A 22233-nucleotide genomic window follows, 5' to 3' on the forward strand; every position below is an offset into this window, starting at 1 on the left:
TACACACAAATTACACGTGCGCTTGCGTGCGCTTAATTTAATCGAACCTAAGTTGTTGATTTTAATGGTGCCCGGGGGCGGAATCGAACCACCGACACGAGGATTTTCAATCCACTGCTCTACCCCTGAGCTACCCGGGCACGGGAGAACGCGAGGCGTTCGGGTTGCAGCGTTCTAGGCGAGGTGCTGCGGGCTGTCCAGTGGGTTTGCGGAAAAATTTTGCCTTCTTCGCATGATAGCTGCGCAAGGCCTGTCGTGTGTATCTCCAGACTGGCTAATGCGGCTTTTGCGGCAGGTCGCGCAGGGCCTCTTCCATGGCGTCCAGGGCCGCGTCCATATCGTCGGGATCCTGCGACGGCACGGCATAGGAGCCGCTGAACCAGCGTGCCAGGTCTACATCGGCGCAGCGCTTCGAACAGAAGGGACGATAGGCCGGATCGGCCTTGCGCTGGCAGATCGGACAGGTCATGCGCGCGGCCTCAACAGGGTTGTCAGGGGCTGGCGCAGCCTTTGGCGCTGCAATTCGTAGTGACCCAGCGGTGTCCAGCCGGCCAGCACGGTTTCGATACTATCCGCCCGGAACGCGGCCTTGATCGCCATCTCGAAGGCACGACGATCCTTCTTGGGCATCGGCGCCAGATCCAGCGTGACCTGCCCCCCCAGCCCCCGCAGACGCAGCAGGCGCGGCAGATCACGGCCCAAGGCGATATTGGCCTTGAGCGCCGCAGCGGGGCTGGTATCGGCCCCGGTGTTCACATCCACCGCCACCAGGGCGCGGGTGGGTTCGACGAAGGCGAAACCGCCACCTGGCAGGGCCACGCGGGGATCCTGCAGAGCCTCGATCATGTCCAGCACGCCGTGGCTTGCGAAGCCGCCCGCCTCGGTCACGATCTCGGCCGGTTCGACCCAGTCGCGCCAGGCCACGGCATGGGGGCCATCCCCGTCGGTCAGGCATTCCGCCCCGCCCTCGGTATCGGCCAGCACCGCCGCCGCCAGATCCGCCATTTCGGCGATATCCTCGGCGATATCCTCGGGATCGGCCTCGGCGCAGCTTGATCGCAGGATGAGGCCCATCCCGGTATCGCCCATCACGTCATGCGCGATGGCCAGAAGCGTATCGCGCAGATCCTCGTCCTTGATCGACCGGCTGACATTCAGGCCCGGTGCGTCCGGCGTCACGATGGCATAGCGGCTCTTGAACAGCAGCTTCTGGGTGACCGGCAGCGCCTTGCCCTCTTCGGCATGGCCGGTGACCTGCACCAGCATCGTGTTGCCGGGGGCGATCCCCTTGACCTGCCGCAGAAAGGCGGTGCCATCGGGGGTGCGCAGAAACAGCCCCCCCTGCCCCTTGACGGGACGGTCCGCCACGGCGCGGTAGATCGCACCGGGGCGCGGGTCGTCACCGTCGATGAGCAGGTCCTCAATACGACCATCCACGATGAGGGCGGCGGCCTCGCGCCCGTTCAGATGGTCCAGGATGATCTGGCGGCCCTTCATGCGCGGTCCTTCCACAGGGGGTAACCCGCAGCCTGCAACAGGCCCGCGGTTTCGGCAAGCGGCAGCCCCACCACGCCGGTGAAGGATCCGTTGATCCAGGGGATGAACGCCCCTGCCGGACCCTGAATCGCATAACCGCCCGCCTTGCCCTGCCAGTCATTGGTTGCAAGGTATGCGTTCAGCTCTTCGTCCGAGAGGCGCTTCATCTGCACCGTGGTCACGACGTCGCGTTGCCAGACCCGATCACCGCGCCGCACGGCAACCGCCGTGATCACGCGGTGACGCCGCCCCGACAGGGCCAGCAGGAACTCAGCCGCCTGCCCGGCAGACTCGGGCTTGCCCAGAATCCTGCGCCCCAATGCCACGGTCGTATCGGCACACAGAACGATGTCATCTGCCCCGGCCTGCACGGCGCGCGCCTTTTCCAGCGCCATGCGCGCGCAATAGGGGCGGGGCAATTCGGCCTTGGTCGGTGTTTCGTCGATATCGGGCGGACGGATGTCATCGGCGACAACGCCGATCTGCGCCAGCAGTTCCCTGCGGCGCGGACTGCCGGATCCGAGGATAAGTTTCACTTTGAAAACAGTTACTTGAAGCGATAGTTGATCCGACCCTTGGTCAGATCATAGGGGGTCATTTCCACCTGAACCTTGTCGCCTGCCAGAACGCGGATGCGGTTTTTGCGCATCTTGCCTGCCGTATGTGCGATGATCTCATGGCCATTTTCAAGCTCGACCCGGAACGTCGCATTGGGCAGGAGTTCTTTCACGACACCGGGAAATTCGAGCGTATCTTCCTTGGCCATGGTCTCTCCTTCGTCAATCGCCCCGCCAATCTGCGGGACAGGCGCTTAAATGGTCCCATCCGCGCGAATTTTCAAGCGGAATCTCTAGGCTGCGGGCTTTTGCGCCCGGCGCGCGACGGCGGGCACCTGTTCGGCCCAATGCGTCAGGTTGAGGACATGACCATCGGCCCTCACATCGTGCACCTTTGCCAGATCGACATCGGCATAGGTCCAGCCGGGGCGGTTCAACCTGCCTTCGGCAATCACACCGGTCGGAGGAAAGCCACGGTCGGGCGGACCAAAGACACCACCCGCGCCGGTATTCTGCTCGACCGCGTAAAGCCGCGGCGCATCCCCCACAAGCGATGCCATGACCGTCACGCACTGGCCTTCCAGCGCGCGGGCCATGGCGCCGATGCGCACGCGCCAAAACCCCTCCAGCGCCTCGGTGCAACTGGGGATCAGCAGGATCTCCACGCCGCGTTCGGCCAGATCGCGCGCCAGCAGGGGGAATTCGCAATCGTAGCAGATCAGGATGCCGATGCGGCCAAGTTCGGTATCGAACACCTGCAAGGGGCCTGCCGCGTCCTCGGCCCCGACGATGCCCCATTCCTCACGCTCGAAACGGGTCATGATCTGCTTGTCCTGCACCCCGATCAGGCCTTCGGGCCCGAACAGCCCCGCACGGTTCACCACCGCGCCTTTCTCGATCACCGGGGCGGATGCGGACAGGATATGCACGCCAAAGCGCGCCGCCAGCGCGGCATGCAGGTTATAACTGCCCCCGACCCGGCCCGCGACCGCGCGGATCGACCCTTTCAGATCGCCGGCCACCTTGATCCCGTCGAGCGAGGCAAGCTCCATCGCGCCATATTCGGGAAAGACCAGCAGGTTTGCACCCGCCTGCGCGGCCTCACCGACCCAGGCGGTCAGCTTGGCCTCATAGTCGGACCAGTCCTGAAACCAGTCCAGCGGATAGGCGGATGTTGCGATCTTCATGCTCTGGCGCCCCCAAGCCCTGTGTCAGGCACCATGTTGCCGCAAAGCCGTGGCGGGTTCAAACCGGTTTCCCGCAGTGGTTGTTGCCCCTAAAGGGTCATGATCCAGAATTGCAGCGGCTTTTCGGTCTCTTCGGCCTCGCCGATATCCTTCCAACGAAACCGCGCCACGACCCCGGCCAGCGGCCGATACCCGCGCTTGCGCCAGAACGGATCCAGCGGATCGTAGCGCGCGGGGCGCATTGGGTGATCCTCGGGCCGGATCACGCCACAGAAGGCCGATTTCGCAAGGCGAAGCGACCGCGCGTGATCTTCGCGCAGGTCAAAGAACCGATGCCCGATGCCCTGTCCGCGATAGTCCGGCAACAGAACCGATTCGGCACAATAGAAGATCCGGTCCAGCCTCTCGCCGGTGCCATCGAAAGCGGCGGCGAAATCGTCGGCGTGATCCTGCATCGGCATGCCGGTGGCCGCGCCGACAAGGCGATCGCCATCAAAGGCCCCGACCACAACAGCGCGGGGATTGTCGCGATAGACCGCCAGATATGCGCGCTCATAGGCCAGATCACCGTCGTACAGATAGGGCCAGTCGCGGAACACCGCGATCCTCAGGCGGGCCACATCGTCCAGTGCCGCATCAAGATCCGCCCCGGTCAGGGCCGCGACCCGGATCATGCCGAAACCTGCGCCACCCAGTCAGCAAGGTTGTAATAGGTCACGACCCGCGTGATCTTGCCGTCACTCAGGCTGAAGAAGGATCCCGCCGGCAGACGGTAGCCCTGCCCCTTCGCCTCGGGCAGACCCGGATCGGTCGCCAGATAGGTGCCATTCACGATGAATTCGGCCGCCGCGCGGGTGCCCGACGGATCGGTGAAGATCACCATATCCGTCAGGTTTTCGCGGTAGCAGCGGCTCATGTGATCGCAGAATTCCGCGAAAGCCGCCTTGCCCGTACGCACCTTGCCCTCGTTGACGTGATGGGCCACGTCATCGGCCAGGCAGGCCAGCATGCCCGCTGTATCGCCTGCGTTGAAAGCGTCGAAATAGGCCTGAATGGTGGCGCGGGCCGAGTTTGTCATGATCATACCTCCGGTTTGGCCAAGACCTAGCAGGGTGGCGCGCCGCCTCCAAGTGGCGGGGCGGCGTTTCGCACGCCGCCCGCGACCCGTGCCCGTGTCAGAGGGCCGCCAGCGCGGCGGCAACCGACACCGACAGTGGCGTGGTCGGGCGGCCGATCAACCGCGCCAATGCACCGCTGTCATCGGTCAAGGCCCCCATATCGCGCGCCTTGGCATCCGCATCGGCAATCGCTGCAGCCATCGGCGCGGGCAGACCGAAGGACAACAGCGTGGCGCGATACGTCGCCTCATCCATATCGACATAAGGAATGTCCCGCCCAGCCTGGCGTGACACCTCGGCGGCAAGTTCGGCCAGCGTATGCCCCGCCCCGCCCAGATCATAGGTCTGCCCGGCCGTTCCCGCATCCAGCGCCGCCACGGCCAGCGCCTCGGCGTAATCCGCACGCGGTGCAGTGGACAGCACCGCATTCCCCGCCGCCCCGATCATCGCCCCCGCCGCCAGAGCAGCACCCAGCGATCCGGTGTAATTCTCGGTATACCAGCCATTGCGCAGGATCGTGGCCGACACCCCCGATGCCGCCAGCGCCGCCTCGGTGGTTACATGATCCGGGGCCAGCATCAGGGGCGAAGCCGCCCCCTTGAGGATCGAGGTATAGACGATCCGCCCCACCCCCGCCGCCTTGGCCGCGTCAATCACATTGCGATGTTGCCCCGCCCGGTCATTGAAATCACTGGACGAGATCAGCACCAGCACATCCACCCCGGCCAGCGCCGCGCGCAGAGCTTCGGGCTGATGATAATCGGCCTGCCGCAGCGGCACGCCCAGATCACCCCCGCGATCAAGGTCACGCACCAGCGCGACAAGATCAGCCCCCGATCGCGGCGCAGAATGGCGGAAATTCCAAGGCGGCCCAGTTGGCCTGTGGCCCCGGTGATAGCGATTTTGGTCATGGAAACACTCCTTTGAAAGCATTGACCCGACCGAGATGGCAGCATAGCTTACGAAAAGGAAGTACCTACATTTTTGTTAGTATAAAGCAGGAGTGCACATGACACCCGCAGAACTCGCACAACAGCTGCGCGACGGCGCGTTGCAGCCCGATGTGATGTCGCAGAACTGCCCCTCTCGGCGCATTCTGCAACATGTGACCAGCCGGTGGGGCACACTTGTTCTGGTGGCGCTGGAACCGGGGACGCAGCGGTTCTCAACGTTGCGTCGCAGGATAGGAGGCATCAGCGAACGGATGCTGGCGCAAACGCTGCAACAGCTTGAATCGGATGGTCTCGTGCATCGCCACGCCCATGACGTGGTGCCACCGCATGTGGATTACACGCTGACACCACTGGGCCGCGATCTGGCCCCGCGCCTGTTGTCACTGGCAATCTGGATCGAGGACAATCTGGCGAACCTTCTGCAATCCGCCCCTATTGCGCGCGCGTCGGCGGCCCCCACAGACGGGTCAGGTGATCGATGATCTGATCGCGGGTCTGCCGGTAGGCGTTCAGCTTGACCTCGCGGCTTTCGCCCAGGCCGGTCGGGTCCATGATCGGCCAGTATTCGACATCCAGGTGATAGATCCGCGTCAGCTCCAGCGCCCGGCGCTGGCTGGCCGGGGACAGTGCCACCACCAGATCGAAAGAGGACAGATGCTCGCCCCATTCCTCCATCTCGTCAAAGGACCGGCTGCGATGGCGCGACAGCTCGACCCCGATCTCCTGGCAGACGGCAATGGCGAAGCCGTCGATCTCCATGTCGTTGTAGACGCCGACCGATTGCACATAGGTCTCGGCGCCGTAGAATTTCTTCATGATGCCCTCGGCCATGGGCGATCTGACCGCGTTGTGATCGCAGCAGAACAACACGGACTGGGGCAAGGGCGCTGGCACCGCGTCAGCCTCCGAAATGCAGGACACAGACCAGCGTGAACAGGCGGCGCGCGGTATCGGTATCGATCACCGCCTTGCCCTCCAGCCGTTCCTGCAGGATACGCGCGCCTTCATTGTGGATACCACGCCGCGCCATGTCGATCGTCTCGATCTGGCTGGGCGGCATGTTCTTGACCGCATCGAAATAGCTTTCGCAGATGGCCCAGTAATCCTTGACCACCTGGCGGAACGGACTCAGCGACAGGTGGAATTCGGCCGCCTTTTCGCCCGCCTCCGTGCTGATGTCGAAGACAAGGCGCTTCTCGCGGATCGCAAGGCCGACACGATAGGGGCCGGCGGGGGCCACCCTGTCATCGCGGGCGGGAAGTTCGAAGGAATTGTCTTCCAGCAGGTCGAACATGGCCACCTTGCGCTCCTGCTCGATCTCGGGGGTCGGCGGCGGCAGGTTTGAATCGTCAAGTTCGATGTCGCAGATACGGGTCATGGGCAAGGTCCTGTTCCTGCCCCTGACTAGCGCAGGCCGCGCCCTGGCACAATCGGGCATCTGCGGGATGTCGCTGCGTCGCAGCAAAACCGCATCACATCCCGACCGGTGCCAGGATCACTCGTTCAAACGGTTCAGCCGCGCCCGCACACTCAGACCATGCGCCTCAAGGCTTTCCGAAATGGCCAGCGTCTCGGCGGCAGGTCCGATCGCGCGCAGCGCCGCCGGGGTCATCCGCGCCAGCGTGGTGCGCTTGACGAAATCCATGACCGACAGACCGCTTGAAAACCGGGCCGAGCGCGCAGTGGGCAGGACATGGTTCGGCCCGCCCACATAGTCGCCAATCGCCTCGGGCGTCCAGGCGCCCAGGAAAATCGCGCCCGCATGGGTGATCTTCGCCGACAGTGCTTCCGCATCGGCCACGCACAGTTCCAGATGCTCGGGCGCGATCCGGTTCGACAGCGCCGCCGCCACATCCAGGTCAGGCACGGTGATGATGGCGCCATAGTCGCGCCAGCTTGGCCCCGCGATCGCGCGCCGCTCCAGCGATGCCAGGTTGCGCTCGACCGCCGCCGCCACAGCCTTTGCCATGGCCGGGCTGTCGGTGATCAGGATGCTTTGGGCGCTTTCGTCATGTTCGGCCTGTGACAGCAGGTCCAGCGCGATCCAGTCGGGATCATTGTCCTGGTCCGCGATCACCAGGATCTCGGACGGACCCGCGATCATGTCGATGCCCACCTTGCCGAAGACCCGCCGCTTGGCCGCCGCCACATAGGCATTGCCGGGGCCGGTGATCTTGTCCACGGGCGGGATGGTTTCTGTCCCATAGGCCAGCGCCGCCACCGCCTGCGCGCCGCCGATCCGGTAAATCTCGTCAACCCCCGCGATCCTTGCCGCCAGCAGAACCAGCGGATTGGCCACGCCGTCGGGCGTGGGCACCACGATGGCCAGCCGCTCCACCCCCGCCACCTTGGCGGGGATCGCGTTCATCAGCACCGATGAGGGGTAGGAGGCCAACCCCCCCGGCACGTAAAGTCCCGCCGCCGAGACCGGCGTCCAGCGCCAGCCCAGCATCGCACCTTCGGGATCGGTCCAGCTGTGATCCTGCGGCATCTGGCGCAGGTGGTAGGCGCGGATGCGTTCCGCCGCCAGTTCCAGTGCGGCGCGCTCATGGTCGGGCACCGACGCCACCAGCGCCTCCACCTCGGCTTCGGAAAACCGCAAGGTTTCGGGCGTCAACTCCAGCCGGTCGAACCGCGCGGTCAGCTCGATCAGCGCCGCATCGCCGCGCGCGCGCACATCGGCGATGATGCCGGCGACGACATCGTCCACATCGACGCTATCCTCGCGCTTGGCACCCAGCAGGGCGGCAAAGGCGGTTTCGAAATCGGGGTCGGTGGCATTCAGAAATACGGGCATGGTCCCTCCAGGCTCTGGGGCGGGACATAGCTTTGCGCGCCCACCGGCTCAACCCCCTGACACAAACAAGCGCGCCCCGCTTCTTCTTGCCGCAAATATCCCCGCCGGAGGCGCACCCCTCCACCGGGCGTTCCCGCCTCAGATATCGTGCCCCGGCATCTTGCGTGACGGGGCCACATAGGGGCGCGTGACATCCTTCAGCGCGACCTCCAGCGCCTCGACGCGCAGACGGATCGCGCCGTCGCCCGCCAGGATCAGGTCCAGTTCGCCCGCGGCATCGTCCCCCGGATGCCATTCCAGCGACAAGAGCGAAAGCACCAGGTCGGGATCGCGCCGGTCCACCCCGTTCGAGGCGACGCCCAGAACGTTTTCCACCACCAGCAGCGATTGCACGCGCTCGACGGGGCGACCGCGCTTTTTCGCGGCCTCCACATCTTCCCAGCGAAACCGGTTCAGCAGCAGGCCGAAGCGATGCTGCCCCGGACGCCATGTCATTTCCGTCGCGGGAAAGACCGCATCCTGGGCCAGCGCTGAAATCACCTTGAGGTCTTCGGCCTCGATCGCGCCCAGGTTCAGCGGTGTTTCACGCGCATCCTCGAACCTGGCGTCGGTCATCGGCCCGATACCCGCTCGATCCGCGCGCCGACCGCGCCCAGCTTTTCCTCGACCCGCTCATAGCCGCGGTCCAGGTGGTAGACGCGGTTCACGATGGTTTCACCCTCGGCCGCCAGCCCCGCCAGGATCAGCGAGACCGATGCCCGCAGATCCGTCGCCATGACGGGCGCGCCCTTCAGGCGGTCCACGCCCGTGACCCTGGCCGTGCCGCCATGCACATCGATCTTGGCCCCCATGCGCATCAGCTCGGGCGCATGCATGAACCGGTTTTCGAAGATCTTTTCCTCAAGCACCGACACGCCCTCGGCGGTGCAGAGCAGCGCCATCATCTGCGCCTGCAGGTCGGTGGGAAAGCCCGGGAAGGGTTCCGTCGTCACATCCACGGCCCGCACACGGCCGTTCCCGCGGGTCACCTTCAAGCCCAGCGCCGTTTCCTCGATGCCGATGCCCGCCGCATCCAGCTTTTCGCAAAAGGCGCCGACAAGGTCGATCCGCCCGCCCAGCAATTCCACCTCGCCACCGCAGATCGCGGGGGCCAGCATGTAGGTGCCCAGTTCGATCCGGTCCGTCACCACCGGGTGGGTGGCCCCATGCAGGCGGTCAACGCCCTGGATGGTGATGGTCGATGTCCCCTCGCCTTCAATCTGGGCACCCATCTTGCGCAGGCATTGCGCCAGATCCACGATCTCGGGCTCGCGCGCGGCATTCTTCAGGACGGTCGTGCCCTTGGCCAGCGTCGCGGCCATCAGCGCGTTTTCCGTGGCCCCCACCGACACGAAGGGGAAATCGACAATCCCGCCCTTCAGCCCGCCGGGTGCCTTGGCATGCACATAGCCTTCGCGCAGGTCCAGTTCTGCTCCCATCGCCTCCAACGCCTTCAGATGCAGATCGACAGGCCGCGCGCCGATGGCGCAGCCCCCCGGCAACGACACGACCGCATGGCCGTCGCGCGCCAGCATCGGCCCCAGCACCAGGATCGAGGCGCGCATCTTGCGCACGATGTCGTAATCGGCGGTGTGGTTGTGAATGTCATGGCTGGACATCGCCAGCACCTTGCCATCCTGCATCGAGGTGACCTCGGCCCCCAGCGACTGCAGCAGCTGCGTCATGGTGCGGATGTCCGACAGGCGCGGCGCATTGGTCAGCGTCAGCGGCTCTTCCGACAGAAGCGTCGCCGGCATCAGGGTCAGGCAGGCATTCTTGGCGCCGGCGATCGGGATCTGCCCTTTCAAGGGGCCATTGCCCGTCACGATGATCGAATCCATTAGCCTGCCCTTTTCACTCGTTCTGTTGGTCTTGCCCCGGCGCATCATCCCCGGCCGCCGGCTGCTGTGCCGCCCGCGCCCGTGCCTGTGCCTTGCGCCGTGCCATATTGGCCTTGAGCGCGGCCTTCAACCGCTCTTCGCGCGTCCCGCCCTTCGCAGGCGATGTCTTGCCGGGGTTTTTCCGCTCCATTTTGTCTTCCTACAGCACGGCGCAAATTGCGTCCAGATTGCGCTTGCACCCTGCGGAATTTGAGTCTAATCACCCGCCCACGGTCAAGGGCGCGCCCCTCCGACCAGACGGATGCTGTGGTAGCTCAGTGGCAGAGCACTCCCTTGGTAAGGGAGAGGTCGAGAGTTCAATCCTCTCTCACAGCACCATCCCAACCCATTGATTACGTTCAAGCTCTTGCTAAATAAGCAATTGTGTCGCCTCAACTGGTGCATAGAGGTGGTGCAGATGCGGTATGCCATGCCAAACCCAGAACTGATCAAATCGACCTACTACCTACGCCTTCACGTCCCCAAAGATGTCGCCGCGAAAGCCAAAGGCACGACGGTCGCTGTCCCTGTTGGCGACATCATCGTCCACGCCAAAGTCGGAACTGTGGTCAAGTTATCACTCAGGACCAAGGAAGCGGCGGAAGCTAAAAAGCGCTTCTTACAGGCGCTGCCTGCGATTGAGAGGCACTGGGAAAACCTGAGGAAAGGCCCGATCACCCTTAGCCACAAGCAGTGTGTAGCTCTGGCTGGCGAGGTATATTCTGTATTTGTCGAGGCAGCAGACGAAAACCCCGGCCCCCCCGAAGTGTGGAACCGTATACGCTTGGCTGATCAAGTCGCCAGAACCCCAACATTGGGGCCGTTTGCCGAACTGATGGTTGGGAACCCGAAACCAAGTGCAAGGCATCGCATGGAAGAGCGCTTTGGCGGATTTCGCAGACGCTACGCTCAGACTGCATGGCCTTCATGTCGATGAAGATTCGCGCTGGAGGCTGATCCAACAGGTGGCACAAGCCTTGGATAGAGCGTCAGCTATCAATCTGCAGAAGGCAGAAGGTGACTACAGCGTCAGTGGAACCACAGCCGTGTTTCCGAAGTTTGAGCCGCCACGTCTTGAAGCGGCCCGAGAGAAGACACCGACACCTCCCAAACCCGCCAAGCTGACACTGTCGGGCGTTGTCGAAGAACAGGTGAAACGCAGGTCACTCGGAACAGCCGCCAAGCCGTTCCCTGCGAAGACCGTGAACAAGTTCAAGATGGTGGCTGCAGAGTTTGCCAAGCATCGCGGGTCAGCTGACGCGACGACCGTAACCCCGAAGGAGGTCGACGCTTGGATGGTGTCGATGCTGCAGGAACGCGGGCGCGTCAAGCCCGTCGATCAGCGCGCGCAAACGCGCCATGCGCGCCTCGATCGCCGCGGCACGGGCCCGCCCCTGATCGAGTTCGCTGGACAGCATGGTGCCGTCCAGTTCCATCAGCAAGGCGCCCGCATCCACCACCTCGCCCTCGCGCACATGCACATGCTGCAGCACGGCCGTCTCGGCGGACTGGATGATCTGCACATCGCGCACGGGCACCACACGGCCCTCGGCGCGGGTGACGTCGTCGATCTCGGTCAATGAGGCCCAGGCAAATGCCGTCGCCAGGCAGGCAATGACCAGCATCAGCAGCAGCGAGGCGCGCAGGCTGGATGGCCCCCTGAGGTCGCGCACAAGGCGCTCGAATTCCGGATGGCGCGCCATGCCCTAGCCCCGCCCCTCGGCCAGGCCCGGTTTCCGGTGCTCCAGGATCGACCTGGGCCCATCCGCCACAACCTTGCCATTCTCGATCACGATGACCCGGTCCACCAGTTCCAGCAGGCTGGGGCGATGGGTGATCACGATCAGGGTGCGCGCGCCGATATCCTCGCGCAACCGCCGGATCAGCGCGGCTTCGCTGGCGCTGCCCGCGGCGACGGCAAAACTGACGCCGCGCAGCGTTTCGGTTCCCGCCGCGTCATAGGACAGGCGGACATCCTCGAAAGTGACGCTGCCGGTCAGATGCGGACGTGACAGCCACTTCCGGGCGGCCGGATGCTCGCGGTCCGACCGCATCAGCGCATCCAGCGCCCGGTAGGAACTGCGCGCCTGGTTGATCCGGGTCAGCGTCTGCGCCAGTTGCGCCAGCGGGGCCAGTGCACGCCCCGTCAGGATCACCGCCGCGATCAGCGCCCCCATCGACAGCCGCCCTTCCATGATCAGGAAAACCCCGTAGAAGATCAGCAGAACCTGTGCCGCCTGCTGCGTCAGGGCCGTTGCGTTCATGGCGAACTGCGTGACCGCGCGCGCCTTCAGCCCGTGATCGGCCTGCCGTTCCATCGCCGCATCCCATCGGTCGCGCATCTGTCCCGCCAGGCCCACGGCCTTGATCGTCTCAAGCCCCGTCAGCGTCTCGACCAGAACGGCCTGCTTGGTCTGCGCATCGGTCATCGCGCCATCTGCGAGACGCGCAAGGATCGGCTGCACCGGCAGCCCGATCAACAGCACAAGCGGCACCGCAATCGCCGGGATGATGGCCAAAGGCCCCCCGATCAGCCAGATCACCAGCACGAAAAGCGAAATGAAGGGCAGATCCACGATCGCCACCAACGAGGCGGATGTGAAGAATTCGCGCAGGGTCTCGAATTCGCGCAGCGTGTTTGCGGTCGCTCCCGTCGATCCGCGGCGCGCCTGCATGCGGATATCCAGCACCTGGTCGAAGATGCGCCGTCCCACGGCCTTGTCGGCGCGCTGCCCGGCAAGGTCGATGAAACTGGCCCGCAGGCTCTTGATCATGAAGTCGAAGACCAGCGCCATGCCGACGCCAAGTGTCAGCGCCAGCAGCGATTCGACCGCCTCGTTCGGCAGGATGCGATCATAGACCACCATCGTGAAGATGGATGTGGCAAGGCCCAGCACATTGGCCACCACGGCCGCAAGCACGACCTGCACATAGATCCAGCGGCTGTCCTGCATCGCGGACCAGAACCAGTGCCCCGTCTGCGCGCCGCCCGGCACCTCATGATGCCGCGCCCGCAACAGCAGCGCATATCCGGTATGGACCTCTTGAAGCGTGGCCCGGTCTATCTCGGCCGCGTCCTGTCCGTCCGCACCGGCCAGCGTCGGATCATGGATGATCAAATGTTGCGGCCCGGCCAGCCCTTCAACGACCACGGCGCGGTCCCCCGACAGGATCAGGATGGCGGGGCACAACAGCGCATCCAGATCGCTCAGGGCCAGCCGGCCGAAGCTGGCGATCAGCCCCGCGCGTTCGGCCAGGGCCAGCGCCTCGCGCAGGCCCATCCTGTCGTCATCGGTCGCGACGTCACGCGGACCGGCCTAGGGAAGGGAGCGGCCCAACAGGCGCGCGGCATGGGCAAGGCAGGCCTCCAGGTCGGACACCGCCGCACCCGGCCCCTGCCGGTCCTGCGGCAGGCTGAGGACACGCGCCATGCTCATGGCACCTGTGCGGCCAGCGGCTCGCGCAGGCCGAAGATGTCAAGGATGTCCCCCGTCAACGTCAGGCCGGCATATCCCGAGAGCAGCAACAGGCGCTCGGCTTCGGCCAGCGTGACCTCGGCCTGAAACAGCTCGCGCTGCGCCTCAAGCAAATCGGCGCTGTCGCTGCGGCCCGCGTCGAACTGGTCGCGCACGGCATCGCGTGCCGCCGATTGCGCCGCCAGCGCGGCCCTTGCCGCCGCCAGCCTCTGCTGGCCGCTAAGCTGATCAAAGCGCAGGAAGGCTAGCGCGCGGGCAACCTCGCGCTCGGCACTGTCGCGCTGCGCCTCAAGCTCGGCGATCTGCGCATCCGCCCGTGCCAGCGCGGCCTGTCGTTGCCCGCCGCCCGCGATCACCCCGCGCGGCCTGACGGCGGCCCGCCCCTCGATGCCGCCACCGGGGTCACTGACGCCCAGTTCCAAGGCCAGCGCGGGCCAGACCGAGGCGCGCACCGCATCGCGCGTGGCCTCCGCCGCCGCGATCCGCGTCTCGATACCACGCAGGCGCGGGCTGTCCGCGATCGCAGCCGCGGTATCCGCCAGGGCAAGCCCCGGCGCCGGGGGTACCGGTCCCGAAGGACCGGCACCCACGCCAAAGACTTCGGCATGCACGGCCGTGGCGCGATCAAGATCGTTGCGGATCGCGGCAAGCCGTGCGCGCGCGTCTGCCAATCGGCTCTCGGCCGAGAAACGGTCACCCTCGCCGCCCGCTCCGGCCTCGACCCTTGTGCGGATCTGGTCCAGAAGCTGCTCATGCACCGCGACATTGCCCTGCGCCAGCCGCAGCAACCGGGTCTGGTGCCGCAGGTCATGGGCCGCCTCGACCGCGCGCAGCGCGAGGTCGGCGGCCAGGCTTTCACGCGCGATCGCTTCGCCCAGAATGCTTTCGCGCCCGGCCCGCAAACGCGCCCGGGTGGCCCCCGCATCGAACAGAAGCTGCGAGCCTTCAAGCACCGGCACAAGCCGCGCCGCGCCCGTGGCGCCCCCCACGAAGGCAGCCGTCACATCGGCACCAAGGCTGAGTTGCGGCCTTGCCCCGGCCCTGACGGCGGCAAGATCCGCCCGCGCGGCATTGATCCGCGCGCCCTGTCCGGCCAAGGCGGGATGATCCCGCACCGCTGCGGCCACCCGGCGCCCGAATTCCGTCGCGGCCAGGGTGGCCGGCATGCGCGCGGGCACGCGCGCAGCCTGCTCGGCCGCGACAGCGGCTGCGGCGTCTTCCTGCGCCACCACGGCCAGGCCGCACCCGGACAGGGCCAGCAGCCCCGCCAGCGCAAGGCCCGCCGACGGGAAAGAGGCGCGCCCGCAAGCGCGCGGCAGATGCGTGATTACGGCCATCACACCTCGGGCGAGGGGATGGCCGTTACCAGCAGGTTCTCCAGCGTGAAGCTGGCCGCCGAGACCCCCGAAAGCGTCACGAGGGCCGCCGGTTCCCCAGCGCTCGGCGGTTCGGTCAAGGCCAGCAGCAATGGCCCGTCGCCTTGCGCCGGATCCAACAGGACGAACTGCACGTCTTCCGTGCCGAAGGCATAGGTCTCCAGCGCCGCGATCAGATCCGCTTCGGCAGAGGATGCCGCAGCCACAGTCGTCAACGACAGGCTGGGCGTCTCGCTTCCCGTCACCGCAAAGCCGATCTGGTCCGCCCCGGTGTCGAACCCGGTGACAAGGTCGGGGCCATCGGTGAAACCGGCCCGGTAGAAGATCGTGTCAGCCGCCGTCGATCCGGTCAGGTTGATCGTATCCTCCCCCGACGAGGGCAGGATCAGCGTCCCCGCATCATCCAGCCCCATGCCCGTCACGGCAAAGAGATCATCATTCCCCGACGTGCCGCGCACCACCTCATCGCCCAGAACGGGGCTGCCCTCCGGCGAAAGATCGATCTGGTAGGTGACAAGGCGCGCGCCGTCGCCTTCTCCGATCTCGAATGTGGCCAGCAGACCCAGCTCGCTATCGCTCTCTGCGTCGGCAAGACGGCCCGGAATGCTCAGCGCATAGGGGCCTGTCCCGGGCGTGGCCGTGCCGTTCACATCCAGCACGGGCGTCACGTAGAGGCTGGTCTCGCCCACGGTGTCGGTCTCGATCGCATATTCCAGCACCGAGGCCGCCACACGGTAGGATCCGCCGCCCTCATCCACGAAACCCGCAGCATTGACCGCCAGAACAGTGTTCACCGGCAGATCGGCATAGCCGACCGATGCCCAGCCCAGCGACAGCACCGACACGCCCGACACGAAGGCCACCATGGCGTCAGCGCCTCCCGTTTGCGACGCCGCAGCAGCCTGAAGGGCGGGAACGACCGCGTCGAAATCCAGCCGGTAGACGGATACCGCATCTGCGGGATCCTGCGCGAAACCACCCGGCTCCACCGTCAGGCTGAGCACTTGGAAATAGAAGGCGTCATCGGCGCTTTCCACGCCGCGCAGGTAACGGTCTTCACCTTGCGAAAAGGCGAAGTCGGCGATCACCGCGTTGCCCGGTCCGCCATCCACGACAAACCAGTGTTCATGGCCCAGCGCCTCATCGCCCGCCACATCCACCCTGACCAGGTTGACGCCCGAACGCTGCTCACCGGTCCAGCCCGCGATCGACTGGCCATCCAGCGCGGCCAGAACCGATGCAGGCAGCCCCTCGGCCGGATCACCCGGAAGGGTGCCGCCACCGCCATCGTCCGGTCCCGCACTTTGGGGCGGGAACAGGATCAGGCTGTCGGCCAGATCCGTCAGCCTGTCCAGCACGCCCCCGCCCGACGCGCCATTGAAGGCCGCCAGAAGCGGGTCAAGTTCCGCTGCGGGCAGGCTTGCCAGCGCGGCAATGGCCTCGATGTCGGCCACGCTCAGCTGTTCGCCTGCAAGGAACGGGGCCGCGCCATCCGTCACTGGCAGGACAGCTGCCAGCGCCGCCAGGTCATCCGCGGCCAATGTACCCGCATTCGCCGCATCCAGCACGGTATCCAGGCTGGTGCGGATGGCGATGAACCCGTTCAAGGTGTCGATCACATCGGACTCTGTCAGCGGCGCGGGGCTGCGTACCAGCGAGAAGCTCTGGAAACTGGCCAGGATCTCGCCCACGATATCGTCGGTTCCCTCAGGAACGGTGCCGTCCACGTCCAGAATCTGGAACTGCTTCAGCGGCAGCGCATCCCGTGCCAGCGCATCGATGAATGCCTCCAGCCCGACCTCGCCGGGCAGGAACATGTTGATGCTTGCCTCGGCACCGCTGATCGTGAATTCGCCGGTCACGGGATCCTGGCTGCCGACCGCCCCCGACAGCCAGACCTGCAGGCTGGTATAGACACCCGGTTCGATCACGACACCGGGTCCGAACAGGGCGGCAATCCCATCAGGGCCCAGATCGTCGATATCCTGCTGCGTCACCGTGTCGGGGTCCATCCGCAGCGAGGTTGCATTCAGCCGCAATCCCTCGATCGGGACATTGAGCATGTTGCCCGCTTCGGCCTGGTCCTGCTGGTGCTGGAAAATGCCCACCGGTTGCGTCGCGTCGCACAGTTGGTCATCGGCGCGTTGCAGGGGCAGGCTGAAGGTCATGCTGCCGCTGACGGTTTCAGGTGCGCCATCGGCCAGTGTCCCGCTTGCGTCAAGGCTCTGGGCGTCAAAGGTCAGCCGATAGCTGGCCGGGGCCGCCAGCAGCAGATCACCCGCCAGTGCCGTCACCATGCCCTCGGGCAAGGCGATCTCGCGGGCGGCGGCGAAAGCCTGAAGCGCGGCTTCCATCTCGACCAGCGTGTCGGCCGCTTCGATCCCGGCGACAAGGTCCACGGTATCCGATCCGTCAAGATCGCCGACCACGGGCAGTTCGGCCTCGAATGTGCCGGTATTGCCCGCAGGGTCCGTGGCTGCGATGACCATTGCTACGCTTCCGGTGCCCTCAAGGGCCAGAATATCCGCGAAGGGTACGCTGAACTGGAAACCGCCCGCCTCGGTGGTGACAGCCTCGTAACTCCGGCTGCCAAGGGCAAGGGTTACCTGCGTACCCGCAGCGACGCCCGCGACAGAACCATCGATCAGCGCAGGCCCGCCCTCCAGCGCGGCCACCTCGGCCGCATCGATCCGGGCCGGCAGGGGATCGGACAGTGTGATGACCGGCGCGACAGTATCCAGCGTGAAGCTCAGCGGCGCAGAGGCTTGCGACACATTGCCGGCAGCATCGGTCTGGCGCACCTGCAGCGTGTTGGCCCCCTCTGCGGCGGTAAAGCTCGCGGCCCAGGTCGCGCCGCCATCGGTCGAATAGCTGACGCTGGCCCCCGCCTCGACACCGGTCAGGGTGACCGCGCCATTGGCGGTGATGCCCGCGCCGGTTCCGGTGTCGCTGACCAGCGCAACGGCCGGGGCGGCCGGGGCTGTCGCATCGACGCTTACCGTCAGCGCCGCCGAGGCAGACCCCAGCGGGCCGCCATCGACACTGGCGCGTGCCGAGATCTGCTGCGCACCGTCCGCCGGGACGTCCGCGAAGGTGACCGACCATGCGCCAAGGCTGTTGACCTCTGCGGTTTCGACAAGATCACCGAAACTGACCGAAACATCCGAACCGGCACGCCCGGTCCCCGAGATCGTGATCCCCGCAGCGGCGTCCGCGGCATTGACCGCCTCGGGCGCGGTGGTGATCACCGGGCGCAGGGGCGTGCTGTCGGCGATGGTCTGCGCCACATCGACGGTCTCGCCCGCTTCCACCGCGTCGACGATCGCGCCCTGAACGGCGCCTTGCACCTGCTCGATATCCGCCAGATCGCCAGCCGACCGCAGCGCATCGTTGACCTGCGTCAGCACCTGGGACAAGGCTGCGGCCTGCTCGGGCGCGACCGAGGCCCCCAGAACCGCGTCAAGCACCACGGGATCGGCAAGCGAGACCACGCCATCCGCATCCGCCCCGATCTGCTGGGCCAGCGCCGTGATCGCGGCTGCGGCATTGCCGCCCGCCGCCGTGGTGACGTTGATGATCGCGGCAAGCTGCGCCGCCGCCTGCAACTGTGCAAGGCTGCCGGCACCGCCCGCCTCGGCCAGAGCCACCGGGTCATCCGCCAGCAGATCCCCGTTCAGCCCGAGTGCCTGCGCGACCTGATCCGCCGCCTGCCCCGCCGTCAGCCTGGCATCGCTGCGCAACAGGCTGTCGATCAGCGTCGTCAGGGGCGTGACGACCGATGCCCCATCAGGTGCGGTCAGGGTGCCGGTAAAGGGCTGGCCCGTCGACAGGTCGATCGGGCGCAGCGCGGCAAGCCCTGCATCCTGCGCAATGGCCGCGGCAGAGGGCGTGCCCGCCACAAGCCCGCCCTGCCCCGTCAGCAGGTTGACATCGAAGGCGCCGCTGGCGTCGGTGGTGGTATAGACCTCGCCACTGTCCCAGATGCCGTTTGCGTTCAGGTCGCGGAACACGAAGGCATCGACAAGATAGCCGTCGATCACCGGAATCATCTGGGCCGGAACCGGCCCCGGTGCGGGCGTCCCGGGCCCGGTCACCAGACCGGGGGCGGCAGGGGGCGGGCTGAGCGTGGCACCACCACCGCCACCACTGCTGCCAGCGACAGCGGCGACCCCAAGGGCAAGCCCGCCACCCAGCGCCAGACCGGCAAGGTCCGGGCCTGCCGTGCCGCCTGCTTCGGCCATCAGGTCCGCGATCACCTCCTGCGAGATGATGATGCGGCCATCCGCCTGCACCTCGAGCTGATCAGCCGGAACGCTCAGGGTGCTGCCGTCATCGAAACGCAGAACCACCGACCCGTCAGCCTGCCTGCTGGCGCCAACCAGGCCAGGCAGGGATTGCACCAGGGATACTTCGCCTGCAGCCTGCGCCATCATGGGCAACAACAGCACCATCCCGCCGAAGCCCGCAGCAATGGCGGCGCGATTGCGTGCCACCCAATCGCGCAGGAACCGGCGACGGGCTGCAGGATCTGCGGGTACCGAGACCCGGTTCGCGGCGGACCATATTTCGTCCCGATCGCCTGTCCCGCTCTCACAGGTCATACGAAACGCCCCGACCCAGGGCAAGACGGTCCCGCGATCCACAACAGCGTGAATGTCGCGTTCTGACCGGAAACTGGAAAACTGATACCCATATGCACTTACCTTGCTGCAGACAAACTGAACCGGGCCAAGGCTAGAGAATGACCGGCGCCAACTCTTCCCCCAGATGGGGGAATGCGCGACGAAATTCCGCATCTTTGTCCGGCCTTGTCGCCGGTCGGGCCTGACAGGCCCATGGGCAAGGGCCCAATCCTTGTGCATCTGCCTGCTGGCGTCAGGGGGCCGGCGCCGCATGGCAGCCATTCTGCCGATTTTCTGCACGCGCATCATGAAGTTTGATCCGTTGCATCAAGAAAACTATTGCCTCTTTCGTCACATCGCTGTCTTTTGTGTGGCAACCCCGCCGTCACCAGGCCGGGGGCAAACCAACTCGGAGGAGAATACCATTGGAACGTCGTAAGTTTCTGAAAGGCGCCGCAATCGCCGGTGCCGGAGCAGCCTTGGCGGCACCCGCCGTTGCCCAGGGCGGCAAAACCCTGACCATCGTCTCGACCTGGCCGCGCGACTTTCCGGGTCTTGGCATCTCGGCACAGCGCCTTGCAGCCAACATCACCGAACTGTCGGATGGCGCACTGACCACCGAATATTTTGCCGCAGGCGAACGCGTTGGCGCGTTTGACGCCTTTGACGAAGTGGCCTCGGGCAACTCGCAGGCCTATATCGGCGCCGACTACTACTGGACCGGCAAGCACCCGGGGTATGCCTATTTCACATCCGTGCCCTTCGGCATGAGCACGCAGGAATGGACCGCATGGATCCGCTTCGGCGGCGGCCAGGAACTGTGGGACGAACTGGCAGGCTCCTTCGGCCTGAAGGCCCTCGCTTGCGGCTCGACCGGCACACAGGCCGGCGGCTGGTTCAACAAGGAAATCGAATCGGCAGACGACCTGAAGGGTCTGAAGATGCGTATTCCGGGCCTCGGCGGCACCGTGATGTCCAAGCTGGGCGCCTCGACCGTGTCGCTGCCGGGCGGCCAGATCTACGAAAACTTGGTGTCGGGCGCGATCGAAGCAACCGAGTGGGTGGGTCCGTTCAACGACTACTTCATGAAGTTCTATGAGGCCGCCAAGATCTATTACACCGGCGGCATGCACGAGCCGGGCGGCGGTCTGGCCTTCGGCATGAACGCATCCTGGTGGGGCAGCCTGAGCGATTGGGAAAAGTCCGTGCTGGAAGCAGCTTGCGCCAAGGAGCACGAACTGTCGCACTCCGAAGCCATGGCGAAGAACGGCGAATACCTGGGAAAACTGATCAACGATCACGGCGTCGAAGTGAAAACCTTCAACGACGACGTCTGGGATGCCTTCGGTGAAGCCGCAGCGGAAGTGTTCGCGGAAGTGCGCGATCACTCGGATCTGGCGAAGAAGATCGACGACAACTTCCAGGAGAAGCTGCGCGAGATCGGTGGCACCATCGCGAAGTTCGAAGGCAACTTCCTGAACCAGCGCAACCGTATCCTCGGCCTCGGCTGAGAGTGAACGGATAGACTGAACACAAGCGGGGCACTTCAGTGTGCCCCGCTTGATGTGTTGATCAGCGCCGGCATGTCGCGAAATCCGCAGGCCATCCTGCGCGTTCAACGTGGATGCGGGTTCGGAACCACAACCTACAGGGGGAAAGCATGGCACAGACAATGACAGCCGCTCAGGCTGCGGGCCATGGAAGAGCAGCGCCGGGGATCCGGCTTCTCGGGTGGATCATCCTGGCCCTCATGGCGGCCTTTTTGATCAACAACGTGCTCAACGTCGGCTATGGCACACCGGTTCTGACAGCCGCACTCGGTGACATGTCCCAGGCCCGGGCGATCGTGCCCATCGGCATCTATGCCGTCTGCCTTGGAATTGCCATTGCCTTTGTGCTGGCCACGGGATCGACCGTTCTGCGCACGGACGGGCAACGCCTGCACCGTTTCAACCTCTATTTCATTCGCGCCTGTTTCTGGGCCGTGCTGTTCGTCGGGATCGCCGATGCGACCATCGCGCAGCTTCGGGTCGAGAACCTGCTGCCGATGTTCTTCTCCGAGGAAACGACACGCGCCATGGGCCGCTCGGCCTGGGTTGGCCCCTATATCCACATGCCGCTTGTCGCACTTGGCTTTGTCGTGGCCCTGTTCACGCGCACGCTGGGGTTCACCTGGCTGACGCTGATGATCGTGGTGGCCGAATTGCTGATCGTGTTCCTGCGGTTCGTCTTTTCCTACGAGCAGGCGCTGATGGGCGATCTTGTGCGCTACTGGTATGCGGCGCTGTTCCTCTTCGCCTCGGCCTATACGCTGTTCGACGAGGGTCACGTGCGGGTCGACGTGTTCTATGCCGGTTTCACCCAGCGCAAGCGGGGCGCGGTCAATGCCGTGGGATCGCTTTTCCTGGGTATCACCACCTGCGCGGTCATCCTGGTGATCGGGCTGAATGGCAAGACGGCCATCATCAACTCGCCCGTGTCGAATTTCGAGATCACCCAGACCGGTTCGGTCGGCATGTTCATCAAGTACCAGATGGCAGCCTTCCTTGCGGTCTTCGCGATCAGCATGATCATCCAGTTCGTAAGCTACCTGTTTGAAGCAGTGGCTGATTACCGGGAAGAACCCGGTCATCGCGATCATCAACCCATTGCCCACTGAGGACCGACATGGAGCTTCTATTTCTCGCAGTTC

22 protein-coding genes and 2 tRNA genes are annotated in these 22233 nt (G+C 65.3%); 5 read left to right on the forward strand and 19 right to left on the reverse strand.

All coding sequences use genetic code 11. From position 1 onward, the window contains the following. Positions 1-65: 65 nt before the first annotated feature. The 9 genes from ACMUJL_RS04755 to ACMUJL_RS04795 all read right to left on the reverse strand — a co-directional run bounded on the left by ACMUJL_RS04755 (position 66) and on the right by ACMUJL_RS04795 (position 5211). Positions 66-140: transfer RNA gene (locus ACMUJL_RS04755), tRNA-Phe, on the reverse strand. A gap of 134 nt (positions 141-274) precedes the next feature. After that, positions 275-469, reverse strand: a complete 195-nt coding sequence (locus tag ACMUJL_RS04760) for a DNA gyrase inhibitor YacG (protein WP_375570090.1) — start codon at positions 467-469, stop codon at positions 275-277. Next, the gene (locus tag ACMUJL_RS04765) at positions 466-1497 is read right to left on the reverse strand and encodes a ribonuclease E/G (RefSeq protein WP_416914151.1); all 1032 of its coding nucleotides are present in this window, start codon (positions 1495-1497) and stop codon (positions 466-468) included. The genes ACMUJL_RS04760 and ACMUJL_RS04765 overlap by 4 nt, the downstream gene beginning before the upstream one ends. Beyond that, complete coding sequence (locus ACMUJL_RS04770; RefSeq protein ID WP_375570088.1) at positions 1494-2072, reverse strand: Maf family protein; 579 nt, start codon at positions 2070-2072, stop codon at positions 1494-1496. Before ACMUJL_RS04770 ends, ACMUJL_RS04765 begins: the two co-directional genes overlap by 4 nt. 11 nt (positions 2073-2083) lie before the next feature. Further along, positions 2084-2302, reverse strand: coding sequence for a translation initiation factor IF-1 (infA, locus tag ACMUJL_RS04775; protein ID WP_005978431.1), 219 nt, complete (start codon positions 2300-2302; stop codon positions 2084-2086). An 84-nt stretch (positions 2303-2386) separates the two neighbouring features. Then, positions 2387-3280 (reverse strand): carbon-nitrogen hydrolase family protein, encoded by an 894-nt coding sequence (locus ACMUJL_RS04780; protein WP_375570086.1) that lies wholly within the window; start codon positions 3278-3280, stop codon positions 2387-2389. A gap of 89 nt (positions 3281-3369) precedes the next feature. Then, the gene (locus tag ACMUJL_RS04785) at positions 3370-3954 is read right to left on the reverse strand and encodes a GNAT family N-acetyltransferase (protein ID WP_375570084.1); all 585 of its coding nucleotides are present in this window, start codon (positions 3952-3954) and stop codon (positions 3370-3372) included. Next, a complete protein-coding gene (locus ACMUJL_RS04790; protein WP_416914152.1) occupies positions 3951-4358 on the reverse strand; it encodes a ketosteroid isomerase-related protein in 408 nt (135 codons plus the stop codon). Before ACMUJL_RS04790 ends, ACMUJL_RS04785 begins: the two co-directional genes overlap by 4 nt. A gap of 97 nt (positions 4359-4455) precedes the next feature. Continuing rightward, positions 4456-5211, reverse strand: coding sequence for an NAD(P)H-binding protein (locus ACMUJL_RS04795; protein ID WP_416914153.1), 756 nt, complete (start codon positions 5209-5211; stop codon positions 4456-4458). Between the two features lie 196 nt (positions 5212-5407). On the opposite strand from ACMUJL_RS04795, the gene ACMUJL_RS04800 reads away from it, so the two are divergent. Beyond that, positions 5408-5833: a winged helix-turn-helix transcriptional regulator gene (locus ACMUJL_RS04800; RefSeq protein ID WP_375570078.1), complete on the forward strand. Its 426-nt coding sequence runs from the start codon at positions 5408-5410 to the stop codon at positions 5831-5833. Here ACMUJL_RS04800 and ACMUJL_RS04805 read toward each other — a convergent pair. From ACMUJL_RS04805 to ACMUJL_RS04830, 6 genes are all read right to left on the reverse strand, one after another. After that, a complete protein-coding gene (locus ACMUJL_RS04805) occupies positions 5784-6182 on the reverse strand; it encodes a low molecular weight phosphatase family protein (RefSeq protein ID WP_375570076.1) in 399 nt (132 codons plus the stop codon). The two genes, ACMUJL_RS04800 and ACMUJL_RS04805, sit on opposite strands and share 50 nt — an antisense overlap. Positions 6183-6249: 67 nt before the next feature. After that, positions 6250-6729, reverse strand: coding sequence for a UPF0262 family protein (locus tag ACMUJL_RS04810; RefSeq protein WP_068294720.1), 480 nt, complete (start codon positions 6727-6729; stop codon positions 6250-6252). Between the two features lie 117 nt (positions 6730-6846). Further along, the gene (hisD, locus tag ACMUJL_RS04815; protein ID WP_375570074.1) at positions 6847-8148 is read right to left on the reverse strand and encodes a histidinol dehydrogenase; all 1302 of its coding nucleotides are present in this window, start codon (positions 8146-8148) and stop codon (positions 6847-6849) included. Positions 8149-8286: 138 nt separating this feature from the next. Then, on the reverse strand, positions 8287-8763 hold the full coding sequence (locus tag ACMUJL_RS04820; protein ID WP_068294726.1) for a DUF2948 family protein: 477 nt from the start codon (positions 8761-8763) through the stop codon (positions 8287-8289). Next, the gene (gene murA, locus ACMUJL_RS04825; RefSeq protein WP_068294729.1) at positions 8760-10028 is read right to left on the reverse strand and encodes a UDP-N-acetylglucosamine 1-carboxyvinyltransferase; all 1269 of its coding nucleotides are present in this window, start codon (positions 10026-10028) and stop codon (positions 8760-8762) included. The genes ACMUJL_RS04820 and murA overlap by 4 nt, the downstream gene beginning before the upstream one ends. Before the next feature lie 13 nt (positions 10029-10041). After that, positions 10042-10218 carry a hypothetical protein gene (locus tag ACMUJL_RS04830; RefSeq protein ID WP_375570071.1) on the reverse strand — a complete coding sequence of 59 codons (177 nt, stop codon included), beginning with the start codon at positions 10216-10218 and terminating at the stop codon, positions 10042-10044. A 113-nt stretch (positions 10219-10331) separates the two neighbouring features. Here ACMUJL_RS04830 and ACMUJL_RS04835 point away from each other — a divergent pair. Beyond that, positions 10332-10406 (forward strand) — tRNA-Thr (locus ACMUJL_RS04835). A gap of 10 nt (positions 10407-10416) precedes the next feature. Continuing rightward, entirely contained in the window at positions 10417-11004 is a 588-nt protein-coding gene (locus tag ACMUJL_RS04840) for a DUF6538 domain-containing protein (protein ID WP_416914154.1), read from the forward strand. A gap of 313 nt (positions 11005-11317) precedes the next feature. Here ACMUJL_RS04840 and ACMUJL_RS04845 read toward each other — a convergent pair whose 3' ends face one another. The 4 genes from ACMUJL_RS04845 to ACMUJL_RS04860 all read right to left on the reverse strand — a co-directional run bounded on the left by ACMUJL_RS04845 (position 11318) and on the right by ACMUJL_RS04860 (position 19412). After that, positions 11318-11770 (reverse strand): hypothetical protein, encoded by a 453-nt coding sequence (locus ACMUJL_RS04845; protein ID WP_375574054.1) that lies wholly within the window; start codon positions 11768-11770, stop codon positions 11318-11320. A 3-nt stretch (positions 11771-11773) separates the two neighbouring features. Continuing rightward, positions 11774-13348, reverse strand: coding sequence for an ABC transporter transmembrane domain-containing protein (locus ACMUJL_RS04850; protein WP_375570069.1), 1575 nt, complete (start codon positions 13346-13348; stop codon positions 11774-11776). A gap of 152 nt (positions 13349-13500) precedes the next feature. Further along, a complete protein-coding gene (locus ACMUJL_RS04855) occupies positions 13501-14880 on the reverse strand; it encodes a TolC family protein (protein ID WP_375570067.1) in 1380 nt (459 codons plus the stop codon). Next, a complete protein-coding gene (locus ACMUJL_RS04860; RefSeq protein ID WP_375570065.1) occupies positions 14880-19412 on the reverse strand; it encodes a hypothetical protein in 4533 nt (1510 codons plus the stop codon). Before ACMUJL_RS04860 ends, ACMUJL_RS04855 begins: the two co-directional genes overlap by 1 nt. Positions 19413-19966: 554 nt before the next feature. Between ACMUJL_RS04860 and ACMUJL_RS04865 the strand changes: the two genes are divergently transcribed. Together ACMUJL_RS04865 and ACMUJL_RS04870 are read left to right on the forward strand one after the other, a co-directional pair. Then, positions 19967-21052, forward strand: a complete 1086-nt coding sequence (locus ACMUJL_RS04865; protein WP_068294756.1) for a TRAP transporter substrate-binding protein — start codon at positions 19967-19969, stop codon at positions 21050-21052. A gap of 149 nt (positions 21053-21201) precedes the next feature. Further along, entirely contained in the window at positions 21202-22200 is a 999-nt protein-coding gene (locus tag ACMUJL_RS04870; protein ID WP_375570063.1) for a TRAP transporter small permease subunit, read from the forward strand. The last annotated feature ends 33 nt before the right edge of the window (positions 22201-22233 follow it).

The sequence above is a fragment of the Seohaeicola sp. genome, from assembly GCF_048006315.1.
GTDB lineage: Bacteria > Pseudomonadota > Alphaproteobacteria > Rhodobacterales > Rhodobacteraceae > Seohaeicola.

Bases quoted from the DNA above. Each gene is read 5' to 3' on its own strand.
- ACMUJL_RS04760 (WP_375570090.1), bottom strand. From the start codon at position 469: ATGACCTGTCCGATCTGCCAGCGCAAGGCCGATCCGGCCTATCGTCCC.
- ACMUJL_RS04765 (WP_416914151.1), bottom strand. From the start codon at position 1,497: ATGAAGGGCCGCCAGATCATCCTGGACCATCTGAACGGGCGCGAGGCC.
- infA (WP_005978431.1), bottom strand. From the start codon at position 2,302: ATGGCCAAGGAAGATACGCTCGAATTTCCCGGTGTCGTGAAAGAACTC.
- ACMUJL_RS04780 (WP_375570086.1), bottom strand. From the start codon at position 3,280: ATGAAGATCGCAACATCCGCCTATCCGCTGGACTGGTTTCAGGACTGG.
- ACMUJL_RS04785 (WP_375570084.1), bottom strand. From the start codon at position 3,954: ATGATCCGGGTCGCGGCCCTGACCGGGGCGGATCTTGATGCGGCACTG.
- ACMUJL_RS04790 (WP_416914152.1), bottom strand. From the start codon at position 4,358: ATGACAAACTCGGCCCGCGCCACCATTCAGGCCTATTTCGACGCTTTC.
- ACMUJL_RS04800 (WP_375570078.1), top strand. From the start codon at position 5,408: ATGACACCCGCAGAACTCGCACAACAGCTGCGCGACGGCGCGTTGCAG.
- ACMUJL_RS04805 (WP_375570076.1), bottom strand. From the start codon at position 6,182: ATGGCCGAGGGCATCATGAAGAAATTCTACGGCGCCGAGACCTATGTG.
- ACMUJL_RS04810 (WP_068294720.1), bottom strand. From the start codon at position 6,729: ATGACCCGTATCTGCGACATCGAACTTGACGATTCAAACCTGCCGCCG.
- hisD (WP_375570074.1), bottom strand. From the start codon at position 8,148: ATGCCCGTATTTCTGAATGCCACCGACCCCGATTTCGAAACCGCCTTT.
- ACMUJL_RS04820 (WP_068294726.1), bottom strand. From the start codon at position 8,763: ATGACCGACGCCAGGTTCGAGGATGCGCGTGAAACACCGCTGAACCTG.
- murA (WP_068294729.1), bottom strand. From the start codon at position 10,028: ATGGATTCGATCATCGTGACGGGCAATGGCCCCTTGAAAGGGCAGATC.
- ACMUJL_RS04830 (WP_375570071.1), bottom strand. From the start codon at position 10,218: ATGGAGCGGAAAAACCCCGGCAAGACATCGCCTGCGAAGGGCGGGACG.
- ACMUJL_RS04845 (WP_375574054.1), bottom strand. From the start codon at position 11,770: ATGGCGCGCCATCCGGAATTCGAGCGCCTTGTGCGCGACCTCAGGGGG.
- ACMUJL_RS04850 (WP_375570069.1), bottom strand. From the start codon at position 13,348: ATGGGCCTGCGCGAGGCGCTGGCCCTGGCCGAACGCGCGGGGCTGATC.
- ACMUJL_RS04855 (WP_375570067.1), bottom strand. From the start codon at position 14,880: ATGGCCGTAATCACGCATCTGCCGCGCGCTTGCGGGCGCGCCTCTTTC.
- ACMUJL_RS04870 (WP_375570063.1), top strand. From the start codon at position 21,202: ATGGCACAGACAATGACAGCCGCTCAGGCTGCGGGCCATGGAAGAGCA.